General features: G+C 46.6%; 16 protein-coding genes, 14 tRNA genes and 1 rRNA gene. 3 read left to right on the top strand and 28 right to left on the bottom strand.

Annotated features, from left to right (window positions below):
• Positions 1-9 precede the first annotated feature (9 nt).
• The 4 genes from GVY42_RS14400 to GVY42_RS14385 are packed head-to-tail and all read right to left on the bottom strand — an operon-like array spanning position 10 to position 6,198.
• The gene (locus tag GVY42_RS14400) at positions 10-2,442 is read right to left on the bottom strand and encodes a glycogen/starch/alpha-glucan phosphorylase (RefSeq protein ID WP_159563600.1); all 2,433 of its coding nucleotides are present in this window, start codon (positions 2,440-2,442) and stop codon (positions 10-12) included.
• 22 nt (positions 2,443-2,464) lie between these two features.
• Positions 2,465-3,898 carry a glycogen synthase GlgA gene (gene glgA / locus GVY42_RS14395; RefSeq protein ID WP_159563599.1) on the bottom strand — a complete coding sequence of 478 codons (1,434 nt, stop codon included), beginning with the start codon at positions 3,896-3,898 and terminating at the stop codon, positions 2,465-2,467.
• A gap of 10 nt (positions 3,899-3,908) precedes the next feature.
• Positions 3,909-5,111 (bottom strand): glucose-1-phosphate adenylyltransferase subunit GlgD, encoded by a 1,203-nt coding sequence (gene glgD, locus GVY42_RS14390; RefSeq protein WP_236548973.1) that lies wholly within the window; start codon positions 5,109-5,111, stop codon positions 3,909-3,911.
• Complete coding sequence (locus GVY42_RS14385) at positions 5,044-6,198, bottom strand: glucose-1-phosphate adenylyltransferase (RefSeq protein WP_015880913.1); 1,155 nt, start codon at positions 6,196-6,198, stop codon at positions 5,044-5,046. Before GVY42_RS14385 ends, glgD begins: the two co-directional genes overlap by 68 nt.
• Positions 6,199-6,353: 155 nt before the next feature.
• Here GVY42_RS14385 and GVY42_RS14380 point away from each other — a divergent pair, with 155 nt between their 5' ends.
• A complete protein-coding gene (locus tag GVY42_RS14380) occupies positions 6,354-8,144 on the top strand; it encodes a transglycosylase domain-containing protein (RefSeq protein ID WP_159563598.1) in 1,791 nt (596 codons plus the stop codon).
• A 40-nt stretch (positions 8,145-8,184) separates the two neighbouring features.
• Here GVY42_RS14380 and GVY42_RS14375 read toward each other — a convergent pair whose 3' ends face one another.
• The 23 genes from GVY42_RS14375 to GVY42_RS14265 all read right to left on the bottom strand — a co-directional run bounded on the left by GVY42_RS14375 (position 8,185) and on the right by GVY42_RS14265 (position 16,938).
• Positions 8,185-9,060 (bottom strand): hypothetical protein, encoded by an 876-nt coding sequence (locus GVY42_RS14375; RefSeq protein WP_159563597.1) that lies wholly within the window; start codon positions 9,058-9,060, stop codon positions 8,185-8,187.
• Positions 9,057-9,614: a DUF5366 family protein gene (locus tag GVY42_RS14370; protein WP_074037691.1), complete on the bottom strand. Its 558-nt coding sequence runs from the start codon at positions 9,612-9,614 to the stop codon at positions 9,057-9,059. The genes GVY42_RS14375 and GVY42_RS14370 overlap by 4 nt, the downstream gene beginning before the upstream one ends.
• Positions 9,615-9,841: 227 nt before the next feature.
• The gene (trmL, locus tag GVY42_RS14365; protein ID WP_015880908.1) at positions 9,842-10,315 is read right to left on the bottom strand and encodes a tRNA (uridine(34)/cytosine(34)/5-carboxymethylaminomethyluridine(34)-2'-O)-methyltransferase TrmL; all 474 of its coding nucleotides are present in this window, start codon (positions 10,313-10,315) and stop codon (positions 9,842-9,844) included.
• Between the two features lie 12 nt (positions 10,316-10,327).
• A complete protein-coding gene (locus GVY42_RS14360) occupies positions 10,328-10,768 on the bottom strand; it encodes a methylated-DNA--[protein]-cysteine S-methyltransferase (protein WP_159563596.1) in 441 nt (146 codons plus the stop codon).
• A complete protein-coding gene (queG, locus tag GVY42_RS14355) occupies positions 10,749-11,897 on the bottom strand; it encodes a tRNA epoxyqueuosine(34) reductase QueG (RefSeq protein WP_159563595.1) in 1,149 nt (382 codons plus the stop codon). The genes GVY42_RS14360 and queG overlap by 20 nt, the downstream gene beginning before the upstream one ends.
• Positions 11,898-11,964: 67 nt before the next feature.
• A tRNA-Gly gene (locus GVY42_RS14350) sits at positions 11,965-12,035 on the bottom strand.
• 287 nt (positions 12,036-12,322) lie between these two features.
• On the bottom strand, positions 12,323-12,793 hold the full coding sequence (locus tag GVY42_RS14345) for a hypothetical protein (RefSeq protein WP_159563594.1): 471 nt from the start codon (positions 12,791-12,793) through the stop codon (positions 12,323-12,325).
• 238 nt (positions 12,794-13,031) lie between these two features.
• Positions 13,032-13,112 (bottom strand) — tRNA-Leu (locus tag GVY42_RS14340).
• Positions 13,113-13,121: 9 nt separating this feature from the next.
• A tRNA-Cys gene (locus GVY42_RS14335) sits at positions 13,122-13,195 on the bottom strand.
• A 9-nt stretch (positions 13,196-13,204) separates the two neighbouring features.
• Positions 13,205-13,279: transfer RNA gene (locus GVY42_RS14330), tRNA-Gly, on the bottom strand.
• A 4-nt stretch (positions 13,280-13,283) separates the two neighbouring features.
• Positions 13,284-13,358: transfer RNA gene (locus GVY42_RS14325), tRNA-Gln, on the bottom strand.
• Positions 13,359-13,365: 7 nt separating this feature from the next.
• Positions 13,366-13,441 (bottom strand) — tRNA-His (locus tag GVY42_RS14320).
• Between the two features lie 17 nt (positions 13,442-13,458).
• Positions 13,459-13,529: transfer RNA gene (locus tag GVY42_RS14315), tRNA-Trp, on the bottom strand.
• 3 nt (positions 13,530-13,532) lie between these two features.
• Positions 13,533-13,616 (bottom strand) — tRNA-Tyr (locus tag GVY42_RS14310).
• 5 nt (positions 13,617-13,621) lie between these two features.
• A tRNA-Phe gene (locus GVY42_RS14305) sits at positions 13,622-13,697 on the bottom strand.
• A 31-nt stretch (positions 13,698-13,728) separates the two neighbouring features.
• Positions 13,729-13,804: transfer RNA gene (locus GVY42_RS14300), tRNA-Asp, on the bottom strand.
• Positions 13,805-13,812: 8 nt separating this feature from the next.
• Positions 13,813-13,886 (bottom strand) — tRNA-Met (locus tag GVY42_RS14295).
• A 16-nt stretch (positions 13,887-13,902) separates the two neighbouring features.
• Positions 13,903-13,977 (bottom strand) — tRNA-Glu (locus GVY42_RS14290).
• An 18-nt stretch (positions 13,978-13,995) separates the two neighbouring features.
• Positions 13,996-14,086: transfer RNA gene (locus GVY42_RS14285), tRNA-Ser, on the bottom strand.
• 11 nt (positions 14,087-14,097) lie between these two features.
• Positions 14,098-14,172 (bottom strand) — tRNA-Asn (locus tag GVY42_RS14280).
• Positions 14,173-14,180: 8 nt separating this feature from the next.
• Positions 14,181-14,297: ribosomal RNA gene (gene rrf, locus GVY42_RS14275) — 5S ribosomal RNA — on the bottom strand.
• 556 nt (positions 14,298-14,853) lie between these two features.
• The gene (locus tag GVY42_RS14270) at positions 14,854-16,026 is read right to left on the bottom strand and encodes a substrate-binding domain-containing protein (protein ID WP_159563593.1); all 1,173 of its coding nucleotides are present in this window, start codon (positions 16,024-16,026) and stop codon (positions 14,854-14,856) included.
• A 39-nt stretch (positions 16,027-16,065) separates the two neighbouring features.
• Positions 16,066-16,938, bottom strand: coding sequence for a nucleotidyltransferase-like protein (locus GVY42_RS14265; protein ID WP_078147894.1), 873 nt, complete (start codon positions 16,936-16,938; stop codon positions 16,066-16,068).
• Positions 16,939-17,107: 169 nt separating this feature from the next.
• Between GVY42_RS14265 and GVY42_RS14260 the strand changes: the two genes are divergently transcribed.
• Positions 17,108-17,467: a YgzB family protein gene (locus GVY42_RS14260; RefSeq protein ID WP_031421140.1), complete on the top strand. Its 360-nt coding sequence runs from the start codon at positions 17,108-17,110 to the stop codon at positions 17,465-17,467.
• A 36-nt stretch (positions 17,468-17,503) separates the two neighbouring features.
• Here the strand turns inward: GVY42_RS14260 and perR are convergent, their stop codons facing one another.
• Positions 17,504-17,935: a peroxide-responsive transcriptional repressor PerR gene (gene perR, locus GVY42_RS14255; protein ID WP_031421138.1), complete on the bottom strand. Its 432-nt coding sequence runs from the start codon at positions 17,933-17,935 to the stop codon at positions 17,504-17,506.
• A 191-nt stretch (positions 17,936-18,126) separates the two neighbouring features.
• On the opposite strand from perR, the gene GVY42_RS14250 reads away from it, so the two are divergent.
• A complete protein-coding gene (locus tag GVY42_RS14250; protein ID WP_159563592.1) occupies positions 18,127-19,425 on the top strand; it encodes a glutamate-1-semialdehyde 2,1-aminomutase in 1,299 nt (432 codons plus the stop codon).
• Positions 19,426-19,506 lie beyond the last annotated feature (81 nt).

Raw genomic sequence — 19,506 nt, 5'->3', positions numbered from 1 at the left:
GGATCCTTTTTATTTTACGCTCGTCGGTTTGATATTCCAGACCGCGTTTGCGTATTCCGTGATGGTACGGTCACTCGAGAAGATTCCTGACTTCGCCGTATTGACGATCGAGCTTTCAGCCCAACGTGATTGGTCACTGAACACCTCATCGACTCGTCGCTGTGCCCGCATATACGAGACAAAGTCTTTCAAGACGAGGAAGTCATCGTTATAGACGAGGAGAGAATCGAAGATGGATTGAAATTGATATTCGCCCACTTTATCGAACGTTCCGTTGACAAGACCATCGATGACATCTTTGATTTCCTGATGTGCGTGATACATCTCTGCCGCATGATAGCCTCCGAACTTCTTATAGTTCATGACTTCTTGCGGAGATAATCCAAAGATAAAGATGTGATCATCACCGACGGCGTCACGAATTTCGATATTGGCCCCGTCTAACGTTCCAATCGTCAAGGCTCCGTTCATCATGAACTTCATGTTTCCGGTACCGGATGCTTCATAGCTCGCAGTCGAGATTTGTTCGCTCAAGTCAGACCCTGGGAAAATCCGTTCGGCCATGGAGACACGATAGTTTTCAAGGAAGATGACTTTAATGAATTGACTCGCCCGCTTGTCCTTATTGATGAGCGTGGCAAGGGCATTGATATAGCGAATGATCTCTTTCGCATAGTAGTATCCCGGTGCCGCCTTGGCGCCAAAGATAAACGTGCGAGGCACCATCGTAAACGTCGGGTCTGCTTGAATCTTCAAATAAAGCGCATGGATGTGAAGGGCATTCAGCAATTGTCGTTTATAGGCATGCAAGCGTTTGACTTGTACATCAAAGATCGAGTGCGGGTCCACTGTCTCTCCCGTTTCTTCTTGAATGTATGCCGCCAAGTCCAATTTGTTTTGTTGCTTCACGTCCATGACTTTTTCTTGGAAACTCCGATCTTTCGAGACATCCATCAACTTCTCCAAGTCGTTCGGATGTTCCACCCATGACGGACCGATTGCTTCCGTAATGGCGTCAGATAGTCGCGGGTTCGACTTCAAGAGCCAGCGACGGTGTGTGATCCCGTTCGTCTTGTTGTTGAAGCGAAGCGGGAACATCTCATATAAGTAACGCATCTCGCGCTGTTTTAAAATATCCGTATGAATTTGCGCTACGCCGTTCGTTGAATGAGAACCGACGACAGCGAGATTGGCCATATTGATCTGTTCGTTTGACACAATTGCAATCTCTCCCATATGGGATTCGAGGTGCGGATAGTTGACGAGTACGTCTCGACAGAAACGTCGATTGATTTCTTCGATGATTTGATACACGCGCGGCAGGAGGCGTTGGTACATCTCGACCGGCCATTTCTCAAGCGCTTCTGCGAGTAGCGTATGGTTCGTGAACGACATGACGCTCTTCGTAATCCGCCACGCCTCGTCCCAACCGTATCCATGCTCATCCATCAAGATGCGCATCAATTCAGGAATTGCGACGACCGGATGCGTATCATTGATATGAATCGCGTAATGGTCGCCTAACTGCTTAAGTGATTTATTTCGCTTCAAATAGGAAGCAAGCATCGATTGAATGCCTGCAGATACAAAAAAGTATTGTTGTTTCAAACGTAATACTTTTCCTTCATACGTCGTATCATCTGGATACAAGAATTCCGAAATGGTAGCAATCGACTGTTTATGTTTCAACAAGTCTTTATACGTCCCTTTCGTCTTCTCTAAATACGCCTCGTCGTCAAGTGGTGATTCGGCGTTCCAAAGACGTAACGTATTCACGACATCGTTTTGATAACCGATAATCGGCATATCATACGGAACGGCAAGAACAACCTCGTCTGGATGATGGACGACACGCAATCGATCTCCGATTTGTTTCATCTCAATCCAGCCACCGAAATTAATCTCGACCGCTTTATCCTGACGTCTCGTTTCCCACATGTTCCCGTCACGGAGCCAGTTATCCGGCAGCTCGACTTGATAGCCGTCTACAATTTTCTGTTTGAAGAGTCCATAACGATAGCGAATCCCATTTCCATGCCCAGGTAAACTGAGTGCAGCCAACGAATCGAGGAAGCAGGCGGCCAGGCGCCCGAGCCCCCCATTCCCAAGACCCGGCTCTGGTTCCAACTCGGTAATGTCTGTGAAGTCGTATCCGAGATCTTGCAGTCCGTCTCTAACGAGCTCCAATACGTCTAAACTGAGCAAGTTGTTGTATAAGAAGCGACCTAATAAAAATTCTAGCGAGAAATAGATGACTTGCTTACTGTGTTTTTCTTCTTGACGGTCGCGCGTGTGAATCCATTTGGGCATGGCCTGCTCGCGTACCATCGTTGCCAATGTTTGATACACTTCCTGCTCTGTCCCATCCTCGATCGACTTCCCGTTCAATGCAATGAACCGTTCTTTAAATGCGTCGACAAAGCTTTGTTTATCTGTGAACATAAATCAAGTTAGCTCCTTCCACTCATGCGAATAAATGATATAACTCACGATATTGCTTGGCGGATTGTTTCCAGCTATAGTCCGCGGTCATCGCTTGATGGACGAGGGCATGCCAGTTTTCTTTTTCATAGAAGACACGAATCGCTTTTTCAATCGTCGCCAACATCTCATGAGCATTGTAGTTCATGAATCCAAAACCGGTCCCTTCTTGCGTGAACTCGTTGTACGGCTTCACGGTATCCCGGAGTCCACCTGTCTCACGTACGATCGGCAAGGTGCCATATCGCATGGAGATCAATTGACTGAGACCACAAGGCTCAAAACGTGACGGCATTAAAAAGGCATCCGATCCCGCGTAAATCAAGTGTGCGAGTTCGATGTCAAAACCGATATATGACCCGACTTTCCCCGGGTGAGCGGCTGTCATCTCGTGAACGATTCCTTCATATTCCGGTTGTCCCGAACCGAGGAACGCGAACTGGCAAGGGAGCCGTCCAAGTTCTTCACGGACACCGTTGATTAAATCGAGCCCCTTTTGGTCAACGAGTCGGCTGACAAAACCGATGAGCATGACATCGTCTCGCACTTCAAGACCAAGTCGCTCTTGTAATGCCCGCTTGTTGACAACTTTTCCTTCTTTGTAGGTGTCGAGATTATACGTCTCTGCAATCCGTTGGTCCGTATTCGGATCGTTTGTCGCCAAATCAATTCCGTTCAAAATACCACGTACGTCGACCGCGCGATGACGCAACGCCCCGTCTAACCCTTCACCGTAATAGGGTTCCATGATTTCGTCGCGATACGACGGGCTGACGGTCGTGATTTGATCGGAATGGACGATGCCGGCTTTCATGTAATTGACGAGACCGTTATGTTGAATTCCTTCAGCCGTGAAATGTTCAGGACCGAACTGTAGCAATTCTCCAAGAATCTCTTCTGGGAAAATCCCCTGGTATTGTAGGTTATGGATGGTATACACGGTGCGAATGCGTTGATACGCTTCAATATGTTGATAATGGATTCGTAAGAAGGCCGGTAAAATACCTGTCTGCCAGTCATGACAATGCAGGACATCGGGCACGTCTTCCATCTTCCCAATCATTTCGAGTACAGCGCGAGAGAAGAAGGCGAATCGTTCAGCATCATCAAAGTGTCCATATAAGACACCGTCACGTTTAAAGTAATACTCGTTGTCGATGAAGTAATACGTGATGCCGTCCCGCTCTAACTTCAAGACTGCCCCGAACTGTTTGCGCCACCCGACCGGAACAATCAGGTCGAATAAATACTCCATCTCGTCCACATACTCTTCAGCGATTGAGCCATATTTCGGCATGACAACACTGACTTCTTCTCCTAGGCCCGCCACCGCTTGAGGGAGCGAACCGACAACATCGGCCAGCCCCCCCGTTTTCATGAACGGTGCCGCTTCTGAAGCAACATACCAAATTTTCATAAAATCCTCCTCACACCACTGTTCGTTTTGCGATGACAATCGGTTCGTCGATTGTGCCTCGGATGACCTGTCCTCGTTTTACAACGACTTCTTTATCCAAAATCGCATTTTCAACGACAGCCCCTTCTTCAATAATCGATTTCGATGAGATGATTGAGTTTTTTACACGTGCGTGCTTACTGACTTCAACACCACGGAAGAGAATGCTATTTTGCACCTCGCCATGAATCTTACACCCATTTGCCACGAGCGCCTCGTTAACTTTTGATCCTTTCAAATAGCGAGTCGGTGGCTCATGTTTGATTTTCGTATAAATATGAGGGAAGTCATAAATGATGCCTTCGCCACGAAGTAATCGCATGCTTTCATTATAGTAAGAAAGTACCGAATGAATGACCTGCATTTTTCCGACATAATGGTACCCGTGCACGTGTAAACGATGGAGCTGAGGACGAATGACACCGTCCAACAAGTCATATTCGCCTTTAGAGGTCGCTTCATCAACGAGGCGCATAAAGAGATTCTTCGACATAATGATCGTTTCCGTATATGTGTACTCATCATCCGGTGAGAAGCCTCGCTCAGAGATGCCGACGACGCGGTCATTCTCCCCAAGGCGAATCGGACGGCAGTAACCACATTTCTGTTCATGCGTCGTATAGGCAAGCGTGATGTCCGCGCCCATTGATTTGTGATGTGCGAGCATGTCGGTATAATCGATTGTCGTCAAAACGTTCGAACCTGTGATGACCACATACGGCTGCTTGCTGCGAATGAAGTGTTCACGGTGCATCGAGAAGTTGGCCAAGTCGCCAAGATACGCTTCCCCGTCCGGTTTCAACGCTGGTGGGAAGATGTGGAGACCTCCTTGCGAACGGTCCAAATCCCACTCTTTCCCTGAACCGAGATGATCCATCAATGAGCGATACTTATCTAACGTAAAGATCCCGACTTGATTAATATTTTGTGTGATCATATTCGTCAAGGTGAAGTCTATCAGGCGATAGCGTCCTGAGAATGGGACTGATGCCAGATTACGATGTCCAGTAAATTCCGGAAACAGACCTTGTTCCGTTCCTAAGTTAATGACCCCTAATAAATCGTTCGTCAACAGTAACGCCTCCTTGCGTGTCTCTTTACTCGTATCAAACTCTTTGTTTGAAGACGGTTCCACTTTCAATGTTTTCGTGTGGTTCAATAACAACGATTTCACCACCCGGCTCACCTACTGTCGCGCCGTCTTCAATGACTGCACAGCTAGCGACAATGGCTCTGTGAATTGTTACATCCTTCCCGATTCTAGCTCCTGGCATGATCACCGAGTCTTTAACGAGTGAACCTTCTCCAACACGGACATCGTAAAATAGCACTGAATGTTGGACTTCGCCTTCGATATGACACCCTTCGTTAATCACAGACTGTTCGACACAAGCGTCTTTTCCAATATACTGAGGAGTCTGGTTCGGGTTGACCGAATAGATTTTCCACTCCGGGTCATATAAATCGAATGGAGGCTCTTCTTCCAAGAGGTCCATATTCGCTTCCCAAAGAGACTGGATCGTACCGACGTCTTTCCAATAGCCTTTGAATTTATAAGCGAAGACGTCGAGTCCTTGAAGAAGCGTGTTCGGAATGATATTCTTCCCGAAGTCAAAGCTAGACGTTTCGTCTTCAGCATCTTTAATCAAATGTTCGCGCAAGACGCTCCAGTTGAAGATGTAAATCCCCATCGAAGCCAAGTTGCTCTTCGGTTCTTCTGGTTTTTCTTCGAACTCATTGATGCGGAGGTCATCCGCTGTGTTCAAAATTCCGAAACGCGGCGCTTCGTCCCACGGCACTTCCATGACAGAGATGGTCACATCGGCTTGTTTTTCTTTATGGGCTTCGAGCATTTTCTCGTAGTCCATTTTATAGATGTGGTCTCCCGAAAGAATCAACACATAATCTGGATCGTAATCATCGATATAGCTCAAGTTACGATAGATTGCATTGGCCGTCCCCTCGTACCAGTTTTTCCCCGACTGTGCTTGGTAAGGTGGGAGAATGGCTAACCCCCCGTTGCGACGATCTAAATCCCATGCCGTCCCGATTCCTAAGTAACGATTCAATTCAAGTGGCTCATATTGCGTTAATACCCCGACTGTTGTAATTCCCGAGTTCGTGCAGTTTGACAATGGGAAATCGATAATGCGGTACTTTCCACCGAAATTCACGGCCGGTTTCGCCGTCTTTCGCGTGAGAGGCCCCAATCGTTTTCCTTCTCCTCCTGCAAGGAGCATCGCAACCATTTCTTGCTTCATAAATAATAAGCCTCCTCAAAATCGTGATATACAACCTCTTTTACCCTTTTTCGCCCTTTCCTAAAGTATTCCTTCTCGAATTATTATATGATAACGTTTACATTTTTATTTTTTTGTAAATTGGACGATATAATGTATAGAGAGAGGTGAAATAGATGAGAGCTTGGATTGGAACCTTATTTTTTGCTGGACTTTTGGCCGCTTCCTTGTCACTTGCCACTGCATTGAAAGAAGAGATTGACCAGGCAGATGAAATTCTATCTTGGGGACAAGAGCTGGTATCGGCACAACCACTCTCGTCAAAGCATGCCATCACACTCGCATACAACGGTGGAGAACAGCAGATCTACTTGGCTGGCCGCAGAAATGACGTGTCTCCGAAAGCGTTACCCGAACATATTCAAGATGCGATCACGACCATCGAGGACCGTAAATTCAATGCCCATCCCGGTTATGATTTGAGCGGGATTGCCCGAGCATTTATCAATAACGCGAACGAGACATCTGTCCAAGGTGGGAGTACAATCACGCAACAGTTGGCACGGAACGTGTATCTCACACATGAACGGACATATGAACGAAAAGTGAAAGAGTTATTGCTTGCTCGAGCACTAGAAAAAAATTATAGCAAGAAAGAAATTTTAACAGCTTACAGCAACGTTATTTTTTTTGGACATAATGTATATGGCATTCAATCGGCAGCCGATACATACTTTTCAAGACCGCTCGACGACTTGAATTGGAATCAACTCGCTTACTTGTTGACGGTGCCGAATAACCCGTCACTTTATGATCCGCTCAATCCATCCGACGCCTTTTTCGAGCGAAAGGACCGAATCTTGACGCAACTGTTTGAAGCGGGTGTTCTCTCGAAGAGTGCCTACGATCAGTATCATGGCGTCAAGCTACAAGCGTCGTTTCGCAGTCAAACGATTCAATACCCGGACTACATGGATACAGCCGTCCGCGAAGCGATTCAATTGGTACGGTCACGCTACGACTTAGATGATGCCGAGGCGAGAGATTATTTGTCCACGCATGAAGCGACAATCGAGACTTACTTATCAACCGGGAAGCAGAAACAAGCAAAACAAGTGATGAGTCAACTTCCTCCCGGTGTGAACGGTGGCTATACGGAACTCACACCTCAAGGGAGAATTGTGGCCATGGTCGACTCTGAGATGACGCAGGTCGGTGAGTTCAACCGAGCGACCCAGGCGTACCGCCAACCTGGTTCCGCCATCAAACCGATTCTCGTGTTCGCCCCATTCATCGAAGAGACGGGAGCGACACTAGACACGGTACTCGACGGCCGTCCGACTTGTTACGGTTCTTATTGTCCCGGAAATAGTCACGACCGTGTGTTAGGCGATGTCTTATTGAAAGATGCGGTCGCTTTCTCGTATAACACCCCTGCCCTCGCCGCCTTCTCAGCAATCGATCAGGAACGCGCGTACAAGACGGCAGACATGATGTTCAGTCAATGGGATGAACAGGACGAGAACTTAGCGAGTGCGCTTGGTGGTCTCACACAAGGCGTCTCCCCAAAAGAACTGGCCGCCGCCTATACCCCGTTCTTAAATAAAGGCGAGTATACATCCGGACATACAATCAAACAAATCACATTCAAGTCCGGTGAACCAACGTTGACCCCGATCTTAACGGAAGAGATAGTCTGGTCTCCGGAAACCATCAGCGAAATGAAGAAGGCGTTATCGACCGTCACCTCATACGGCACAGGTCGCTATGCGAATCAGCTGAAACGTGAGTTTGAGTATCTCGGAGGAAAGACCGGAACAACGAACGACAACAAAGATATGTGGTATGTCGGACTGACCGATCGCACCATCACCGCCATCTGGCTCGGTGCCGATACGCCTCGCCCATTCCCGGAACTCGCCAACCGTGCGTATCCGGCGATTGTCTGGACACAGGCACATCAATAAAAGGAGTCAGCCACTGAAAAGTGGACTGACTCCTTTTGCTTTATAATCGACGTTCGATTTGAAGTCGATATGCTCCCCAATGCTCCATTAACTCGTCGTGATTGATTAGTTTCCATGGATTGAAACGGACTTGACCATGTTTATTGAAATATAGTCCTTGTCGCACACAGTAACTCGCATGGACCAGTTGCCCTTGGTCGCTCCAAAACGTCAGGACGTCATTCGGCCTTAGTGTATCATCCTTCACAGTTTCGTACCTACTTCGCTTTAATGTCTGAAGGAACGTCTCTGGATGAACCCATCGGTGAACGATTTGTTCGTTTCCTGTGACCGCAAACAACGTCGCTGCGAGACAGTTACTTCCATCCTGGATGGGAAACCGATTTGCATAGTCCGCAAGATGCGAGGCAATCGAGTCATCACCGGGTTCCCCTTCCCAACGATCCCACTCCTTCGCATAGTCGAGCAGAAGAGAATGACGCATCTCGATGTCGAGTTCATTCCAATTTTTCGAATGCAAGACGATGAGATGGGTGCCGTCCTTCTCTACAATGGCTTCATTCGATAGATGTTTCATCTGCTCGACCGATAGCGGCAAAACAAGACCACGATGGGTCGTCACTTGAAATTCCATTAAACGTGTTTTGACGTGCTCCTGTAACTCCTTCAAAAAGCTAGAGAACGCATGGACGACATGGGTCACGTCCTGACCCATCTGCCACGTCACATATGGATTCGTGATATCAGGTCTGCGGTAAAGCGGATGATTGAAAAACTCCTGCCTCGGAATCACGAGACAGGAACTCGGTATATCCTCAAGAAATGAAGAATCAATCCAATACAAGGTTTCCTCCGGGACAAATGATAGACACCACGCTTCGATCACATCAGAGGTTGGTCCAAAAGAATGCTTCATAAGATGATATCTCCGACAGAGTTAAACAAGCGAAGGACCGACCAACCTAACCCGCTGACCAACGTCGCCCACATGACGGCCTGCATAAGTAATAAGCCGATGGCACGTGGGACGGACATCGATTGGCTTACTTGCCAGACATAGTAAAAGAGATACATCAAGAGCGTGCCAACGAGCACGGCGATAACGGCGAGCAAAGTGTTCAAAAAGAGAAAGCTGATTCCGGACCCGATGAGAAAGATGATGGCACCAGGTTTGAGCCGATGAAGCGACGTGCCATTTGTCTCTCGCGCAAAAAAAGCGAAACCGAGTTGATTGAACGTATCGGCTACCAATTTGAATGCGCTAAACAACATAAAGAAAATCGTAAAGAATACGACGAGCACGAGCACTTTCGTCTCTTGCACGGATAACAGTTCGATAATTTCACTATATACGCCAATTTGATTCAGCCATTGGATTACGTACTCGGAGGTCGCAATCGCAAGTGACATCGAAAACAAAATAATTCCGATGAGTGGGGCATAGCTCAGTAAGTACACATTCGTTTTCATGTTCCTTCTCCAATTTCACAGTAATTTCTTATATTCAGTGCAATTCACCTACCAAGTATATTATACTATTTATAGTTATGGAGAATAAAAGGGGGATTTTTGGATGGGCCTATTATTGATGGTTGGAATCAGCGTCGTCTTCCTCGCAGCGATTTTGACAGCTGGATATAACCGTAAACCTGAGGGTAACGAATAAGAGCCGGGATTCTTACGAATCCGGCTCTTTTTTATTTCAATCCTGCATATCCCTGTTGGCGAAGCGCCTCATATACGATGATGGCTGCTGTATTCGATACGTTCAATGAACGAACGAGGTTCGATTGTGGTAGGCGGATGCAGCGATCCAAATTGTTCTCGATGACTTCCATCGGCAACCCTTTCGTCTCACGACCAAAGACGAAGAAGTAGTCACCGTCTACATCTGAAACGTCTAAATCACTCGGGTATTGTTCCCCGTACTTCGTAATATAAAAGAACTGACCATCCGGATGCTTCTCCCACAGCTCTTCTAACGAGTCATGATAGCGTACATCGACGAATTGCCAATAGTCGAGACCGGCACGCTTTAACATCTTATCATCCGTCGAGAATCCGAGCGGACGAATCAAATGAAGGACCGAATTCGTCGCCGCACACGTACGTGAGACGTTCCCTGTATTTGCTGGTATTTCTGGTTGAAACATTACGACATGAATCGCCATGGTTGATTTCCCTCACTTTTTCATTTCAAATTCTAGAAGGCGTTGTTTCTCAGACAACCCTCCCGCAAAACCGATAAGCTTTCCACTACTTCCAATGACACGATGACACGGAAACAGAATCGGCAATGGATTTCGATTGAGCGCCTGTCCGACGGCGCGAACGGCCTTTGGTCGACCGATTTGTTCGGCAATTTGTTTATATGTGCGTGTCTCGCCATATGGAATGGTCAAGAGCGCATCCCAAACCTCCTGTTGAAACGGTGTTCCGTTCATTTCGACATAGGCACGATCTGCTTCTTGAAATCCTGTCTTCTCGACTCGTGTCATGAGATCTCGCAACCACTCAGGTGCTTCCTCTGTCGGTTCATGTGTTGTGAACTCCAATTCGGTCAACTTACCTGATCCATTTATCTCGTACATTAGCGGTCCCCACTTAGACGACACGATCTTCATGTGCCCACTCCTCTCGATAGATACGAATCTCTTCATGAACCATGTCAGACGTTTCATTCCGTTCAATCTCTTCAAATATCGAATCGGCCTCAGGTCCAAGAATCGCACCGATTGCCCAAACAGCCGTCGCGCGCATGTCTTCGCGTTCATCCTGTTTGATGAATTCCCGTAAGATTGGAATCGCTGAAGGCTCACGGTAGTGCGCGAGTGCTAAAATCGCATTTCGTTGAATCGGTTTCTTCCCGCGCCATGCGCCCGATAAATGTCCGAACTTTTGTTTGAACTCCCGGTTGCTCAATGTCAGAAGAGGCTCTAAGAGCGGTTTGACGATCTCAGCTTCCGGTAACAGTTCTTCGTGGTGACGCCAGTCCTTTTTGCGGTTATATGGACAGACTTGCTGACACGTGTCGCATCCATATAATCGCCCCCCAAGCTTCGACCGAAACTCTCGTGGCATCAACGTCTTCATCTGTGTGAGATAGGCGATACAGCGCTTCGCATCGAGGACACCCGGCTCAACAAGGGCCGTCGTCGGACAAGCTGTCATACACTTATTGCAATCTCCACATCCGTCTTCAATCGCTTCATCCGGTGGTAAGTAAACATCTAAAATCATTTCGCCCAAATAAAGATAGGACCCTTTCTCAGGAGAGATGATGGAACAGTTTTTCCCACTAAATCCAATCCCAGCTCGTTCTGCGACGGCACGGTCCACGAGTTCACCCGTATCGACCATCGAACGCGTCCGCACGTTTGGAACCAATTCTTCGATATACGCTTGAAGTTTGGCCAATCGATCGCCGACCGCCCGATGGTAATCGAGTCCCCATGAGGCCCGAGCAAACAACCCTCGTCTCTCGCCGGCGACACTACGGGGCGCATCTTTTAATTTACTTGGATAGGCGATGGCGATTGCAATGATCGACTGGGCTTCTTCAAGTAAGAGTTCTGGGTTCGTACGCTTCTCTAAGTCGGGCTCTTCAAACCCAGAGGCAAACCCTTTCTCTTGTTGCCGAATAAGTCGATGTTTCATGACGATGAACGGATCAGCTGTCGTCACTTTCAACTCATCAATCCCGATGGTTTCGGCATACGCTAAGATTTGTTGTTTTAATGTGTACGGGTCCATTCCGTTCACCTCCTCTATATATTTTCGCATACAAAAAATCTCTCCGCCACTCGGCAGAGAGATATGAAGCGGGTGAAGAGAATCGAACTCTCGTCATCAGCTTGGAAGGCTGAGGTTTTACCATTAAACTACACCCGCATGAAATATTGTTGTCGTTCAAGCGACTATAGTTAATATACACCTATACTATTAATCTGTCAACAAGTATTCGTAAGTTTTTCTAAAGTCACTCAATAAAGTATCTCGCTATATCTTAATGGTTTAATAGTTTGATACACCATAGCTTACTAAAAATAGTAAATTCTCCGTATAATATTGTTCAGGATACTATTCACATAATAATAGTGAATTAAATCATGAATTAGTGAATCCTTAGCGCCAACAAATAAAATATCTATTACGACAAGTATCCAAATCAATCAGACTTATTTGGATTTTTTAATCGTGTTCACCACCCCAGTACTCTCTTTCAAATCTTTCAAGTCATAGTACCATCCTCCTGCATTATTTGATGGCGGATGAGGATTATTCGGAAGTTCACAAAGCAAACGCAATAAATAAAATTTATATTTTGGGGCCTTGTCAAAATCAAAATCTTTGTACCGACTAGTAATATACATTGTGAGTTCTTTTTTTATATTTTCTGGTATATCAAATTGATTAATTTCCTTTTCCCAACTTTTCATCTCGATAGGGAACGTTCGATCTATATTGTAAATTTTGTTCATTACACCACCATTCGCTTGACGGAATGTTATATATTTCGTAGGTGTATAATTATATCCATTCGAGATAGGATGAGCATGCACAAAGCATTTTTCGATTAAATGAATTGTTTGTCCAGCAGCAACTGACAAAACAATAGAGCTTTCACTTTCTGTTATTCTTGATTTCAAAACCATACCCCCATGACTCAGTTTTTCTATAGTTTTTCCTGATGTACTATTTCTTTCATAAATAATATGTCTAACTATTGATAGTTAGTCACAAAAATAGAACTCTTATACCGTTTCACAAAAATCATTTTATCGCTTTATATATATTACTTTAAATTACATTGATTTACAAATCAATATGGAATAAATATGAAATTAAAATAAAAAAAGACCCTAACCTCAGTTAGAGTCATACGGATACCGGTGGTCGGAGTCGAACCGACACTCCAGAGGAACACGATTTTGAGTCGTGCGCGTCTACCAATTCCGCCACACCGGCATATTATGTTGGAGGCGCCAGTCGGAATCGAACCGACGATAAAGGAGTTGCAGTCCTCTGCCTTACCACTTGGCTATGGCGCCAAAAGTCATTGGAGCGGAAGACGGGATTCGAACCCGCGACCCCGACCTTGGCAAGGTCGTATTCTACCACTGAACTACTTCCGCAAAATGGCTGGGCTGGAAGGGATCGAACCTACGCATGTCGGAATCAAAATCCGATGCCTTACCACTTGGCTACAGCCCAATAATAATGGGGCGACTGAAGGGAATTGAACCCTCGAATGCCGGAATCACAATCCGGTGCGTTAACCACTTCGCCACAATCGCCATGATGAAATTAAAAACAGGGGCAGCAGGAATCGAACCCGCGCTGACGGTTTTGGAGACCGTAGTTCTACCGCTAAACTATGCCCCTAAGTGGTGGGGGGGGGCGGATTCGAACCGCCGAACCCGAGGGAGCGGATTTACAGTCCGCCGCGTTTAGCCACTTCGCTACCCCCCCACATATGGTGGCTTTGGACGGAATCGAACCGCCGACACAAGGATTTTCAGTCCTTTGCTCTACCAACTGAGCTACAAAGCCATATGTAGTATGATTGATTTTAAAATAAAAATGGCGGTCTCGACGGGATTCGAACCCGCGATCTTCTGCGTGACAGGCAGACATGTTAACCCCTACACCACGAGACCGGACTTAATTGCGGGGGCCGGATTTGAACCGACGACCTTCGGGTTATGAGCCCGACGAGCTACCAGACTGCTCCACCCCGCGACGATATAAAATTAAATGGTGACCCGTACGGGATTCGAACCCGTGTTACCGCCGTGAAAGGGCGGTGTCTTAACCGCTTGACCAACGGGCCATTACATATTTGAAAAACTGGCGGAGAGCAAGGGATTCGAACCCTTGAGACGGTTTTGCCGCCTACACGAATTCCAATCGTGCTCCTTCGGCCACTCGGACAGCTCTCCAAAAGAGAAAGTGGCTCCGCAAGTAGGATTTGAACCTACGACCTACCGGTTAACAGCCGGTTGCTCTACCACTGAGCTATTGCGGAACGATTTTGCCTGGCAACGTCCTATCCTCACAGGGGGAGATCCCCCAACTACTTTCGGCGCTGAGACGCTTAACTTCCGTGTTCGGCATGGGAACGGGTGTGGCCGTCTCGCTATCGCCACCAGACAAGTATTATATTAACATTATTTATCGATAATGTCAACATATTTTAGAGAGATTGTTCTCTCAAAACTGAGGATTCATCAACACAAACCATTAGACTAGATCAAAGCCTCGACCGATTAGTATCATTCAGCTCCACGTGTCACCACGCTTCCACCCATGACCTATCTACCTCATCGTCTCTGAGGGGTCCGACTTGCATGTATTAGGCACGCCGCCAGCGTTCGTCCTGAGCCAGGATCAAACTCTCCAAAGAATTTGATATAGCTCTTAAATTGACGAAGCTTGCGCTTCATTCAAAAATTGTAAAACTTATTTTCGCCTCATCGTTCAGTTTTCAAAGTTCGTCTGCCGCTCTTGGCGACTTCATTAATCTATCACGTTTTGATTGTTTTCGTCAACAACTTTTTCACAAATTGTTTTTCTGAAATAATCTTTTGCCGTGACAACGTTTATAAATATAATCTCTATTTACCACTTCGTCAATACAAAAAACAATAAAAATTAAAAAAGATTTACTTCCCATCAACATGATGAAAAGTAAACCTTCTGCTTTGTATTAATCGAGACGGACATAGCCCGTCTTCTCAACTAACGTCTGCCCATCCTCGCTTTCGAGCCATTTTAGAAATTCTTCATATCGCTCTGCCTTCTCTTCCGTAGTCACCGCATAAAATTCAGAAGTCAGTGGATACGATCCATCCTGAATCGTTTCAACGGTCGGTTCGATTCCATCTATACGAAGTAACTTGATTTCATGGTCATGCACCATTTCTGTCGCATAGTATCTAAATGAAAATCCAATCGCATTTTTATGGTTCCGATACGATGAAGTTTGTTGAATGATTCCACCCATCCCTTCAGGAACATCTTCTACCGGCGCCTCCATGAGCTTTTGTTCGCCCATCATCTTTTGTAACGCCGTTTGACTGCCACTGTCCTCCGGTCGTTGAAAAGCACGAATGGATTCCGAGTCCCCTCCGACCTCTTCCCAATTCCGAATGTCTCCTGAATAAATCCCCCGAACTTGTTCCATCGTCAAAGAATCGACCGGGTTATCTTCATGGACGAAGAACACAAATGCTTCCCTTCCAATCGCCGTCATATGTAAAGAAACGTTTTTTTGTTTCGCAACCTTCAATTGACGGTCAGATGGACCAGCGACGAAAATCAAGTCGGTCTGATCGTTCATCAGTCGGCTGTACGCTTCCGGTGTTGTCGTCGACACGACTTTACTCGTTTGATCATTATATGGATCATACGTTTCCGAGTCCGGATAGACTGCTTCCACGAATGAAGCGTACATCGGATAGAGCGCTGTCGCTCCATCTAATCGCGGCAAACCTTCCTCAAACTTCACCGAAGCCTCGTGATCGAGTCTCGCCAATTGTTCTGAATCCGTGAACGGCTGATAATCCATCAACTCCACACCGCGTTCCTCAATCTTCAAATTATCTTGATACATATAATATCCTTTCACAGAAGCGAAGAGGACAGCACCGACTAACGCACCCCAGCCGAGAACTTTTCGAATCTTTTGTTTTGAAAAGGACGAAAAATCATAGAGTCCCATACATATGATTAGTAGAACGGCCATATACCATATCGTCCAAATAATCGGTCGCCCGAGTGTGATGGGGTCTCCCATCGTAAAAAGGGCGACAAAGACAGAAATCACAATCGTGACAAATAAAATAAAGACGGTTCCCACGCTAAATTTCAATAGTTTCATATAACTGATTTTCTCCTCATTGTTCCTATGAAAGGGAAGTTAAGCAATCTCATAAAGCACTGCCTCTACCCCGACCCCTTTCGTCGGTCTCGTGACCGTTCGAACATACCCTTTTTTCACTAGAAAACCAATGATGCTTCCAAGGTCGACACGGAGCTCATTCAAATTCGGATGTTCCATCAATTCTGAGAACGTCCACGCTCCGCCTTTCTCCTGCATCGTCTGAAGTAATAACAACGTCCCAGGCAACACTTTCGATTGAATCAAATGTTCCATGCCAATGACGACAAGGTGGATGCGCTGTTCAAGCGATTCTTGTCCTCCGACCAATTCATCGTGCAGCTTATAAATTTCGAGGTCAATGGCTCGTACCTGTTCCCACAATACGATTTCCGGATGAATCCCCGCCTCAAGAATCGAGAGGCGTGCCAGGTGAGTGAGCGCATGATGAATCTGAGTGAAGGCGTCTTGGAACTCCCCTTCCAAAAATAGATAACGTCCGTCTTCAAACCGACGCAACAACTTTGCGAAAGAGATTGAGAGTTGTAAACGTTGTTCCCGATTCGTTAAATTACGGTTGCGCTGTCGTAACTCTAAAATGTACTCATTTCGTTCGAACAAGACGATTCCGTCTTCAATCCAATGAATGGCTCGCCGATTTTCATTCAAGACAATCCACCGATCCATCATCGAGTCACTGACTACGTGCAGGACAATTTTTTCTTGACCGACCTGATAGTGTTTCACCGTCCAAAATGGTTCTGGTTTTGCTTCAATCACAATGAGCAGGCGATCCGATTGATCCGTCAACGGATCACGTGCCCGCTTTTTCTTCACTTCAATAATCCCGAGTGTCGTTTTTAATGCAGCATATTCTGAGTAAATGGTGCGAGTCGCATATTCCATCGTCATCTGGACCCCTTCTCTCCCAATCGCAAGTTGACTATATATGACGATTGTCATTTTCGATACGAACCAATTTCGCCCTCTTTTCAAAAAACTCCTGCCGAAAAAGTGCAGGAACTTCTCACTCGTTTGAAGATGAGCTATGATAGAGACAGACTATTGGAGGGATTCACTCATGAAAAAACGGGGGAACAAAATCAACCGCGCACGTAATATAGCATTACTTCTTATCTTCGGTGGGATCGGGGTCATGTATCTCGGCCTTCTCGCCAAATCCATCACCTGGCTCATGATTATTTTCATGCTTCTCGGATTTGTCATGGTACTTGCGAGCTCTGCCCTTTACTTCATCGTCGGGATGGCCTCGACAAAAGCCATCATCGTGACTTGTCCGAACTGTGAAAAAGAGACGAAGATGCTCGGACGCGTCGACTTATGTATGCATTGCGACGAACCGCTCACAATCGACCGCTCACTTGAAGGTAAAGAGTTCGATGAGAAATACAACAAACGTCAGTCACAACAAACGGACTAACCCAAAAACCACATCCGACTGCTCGGATGTGGTTTTTTAATGTGTTTGCGATTGTTCAGACTGACAAGACGGGCACGTTCCGTACACTTCAAGACGGTGACGATCAACTTTGAATCCAGTCAATTGAGATGCAACCGATTCGATTTCATCTAATACAGGATAGTTAAAGTCGACGACTTTTCCACACGTGTCACAGATGATGTGATAGTGCTTCGATGTCACAAAGTCAAAACGACTCGAGGCGTCCCCATAGTTCATTTCTTGAACAAGACCTACCTCTTTAAAGACGCGCAAGTTGTTGTATACAGTGGCCACACTCATGTTCGGAAACCGTGCGGCTAGTGCCTTATAAATGTCATCCGCAGTCGGGTGACTGTGCTCCGTGACGAGGTACTCCAAAATGGCCTGGCGCTGAGGCGTCATTCTGACTCCATGTTCCCGGAGCGACTGAACAGCATGGTCAAGCATTTCGCTTCCCACGTCAATCCCTCATTTCTTCTATAAAATTCATGCGAAATAGTTTTGAACATTAACTTATTTCTTACATAGTAATCTTTATAAATAGTGTACTGATTTCTCAACTACTCGTCAAACACTGAGCTTAAGCGGTTGACGGCTATGTTACAATAAGTGCGAATTTGAATAAGGAGGCAATACATATGACTACTTCATCAACTCGTCAGTCATCTGATGCATTGTACCAAGATGCACTCACACATATCGTCGGAGGTGTCAACAGTCCGTCCCGCTCATTCAAAGCGGTCGGTGGCGGTGCTCCTGTATATATGGAACGCGGCGAAGGCGCCTATTTCTATGATGTAGACGGGAATCGCTACATCGATTATTTGGCAGCGTACGGTCCAATCATTACCGGTCACGCCCATCCCCATATTCATGAAGCGCTCGTCAATGCTTCTTTAAAAGGCTTACTTTACGGGACACCTCATCGTCTCGAAGTCGAGTTTGCGAAGAAACTAAAACAAGCCATCCCTTCGATGGATAAAGTACGATTCACGAACTCGGGGACGGAAGCCGTCATGACGACAGTACGAGTCGCCCGTGCTTACACCGGTCGTGAACTCGTTGTGAAATTCAGCGGTTGTTATCACGGTCATTCGGATCTCATGCTGATTGCGGCAGGTAGTGGTCCAGCGACACTCGGTTCTCCGGACTCTGCAGGTGTGACAAAAGCCACTGCCAAAGAAGTCATCACCGTCCCGTTCAACGACGTCGAAGCGTATCGCGAGATGATGAAAGAATGGGGAGACCAGGTCGCATGTGTCCTCGTCGAACCGATTGTCGGGAACTTCGGAATCGTCGAACCGAAGCCAGGTTTCCTACAAGCTGTCAATGACATCACACATGAACACGGCGCACTCGTCATCTATGATGAGGTCATCACGGCGTTCCGTTTCACATACGGAAGTGCCCAACAAGTGTATGGCATCGAACCGGATATGACAGCGCTCGGTAAGATTATCGGTGGCGGTCTACCAATCGGTGCTTACGGGGGCAAGGCTGAAATCATGGAGACGGTCGCTCCACTCGGACCTGCATATCAAGCCGGCACGATGGCCGGTAACCCCGCCTCGATGGCGACAGGAATCGCTTGCCTTGAAGTGCTCGAGCAACCTGGTGTCTATGAGAAATTAGACGCACTCGGTGCAAAACTGGAAGCTGGCATCCGCGAGGCGGCCGAAAAGCATGACATTACCATCACGCTCAACCGCTTGAAGGGGGCACTCACCGTTTACTTCACGGATGAAATCGTCACCGACTATGAAGGTGCGGAAAAGTCAGATGGTGAGAAGTTCGGACGTTTCTTCAAGTTGATGCTTGAGAATGGCGTGAACTTGGCTCCATCGAAATATGAGGCCTGGTTCTTGACGACAGAGCATACGGAACAAGATATCGAAGAGACGATCGAAGCGGTCCACCGCTCGTTTGCTCAATTGTAAGAGAGGGAGATGCGCGAGCATCTCTTTTTTTGTAAAAGGGGACATCTTTAAAAAAAGTGTCTCTTTTTATCATGTACCGTC

Source organism: Exiguobacterium sp. 8A (genome assembly GCF_902506275.1).
GTDB classification, from domain to species: domain Bacteria; phylum Bacillota; class Bacilli; order Exiguobacteriales; family Exiguobacteriaceae; genus Exiguobacterium; species Exiguobacterium profundum.
Note: the sequence above shows the minus strand (reverse complement) of the source record. Positions and strands in the feature narration are given on the sequence as shown.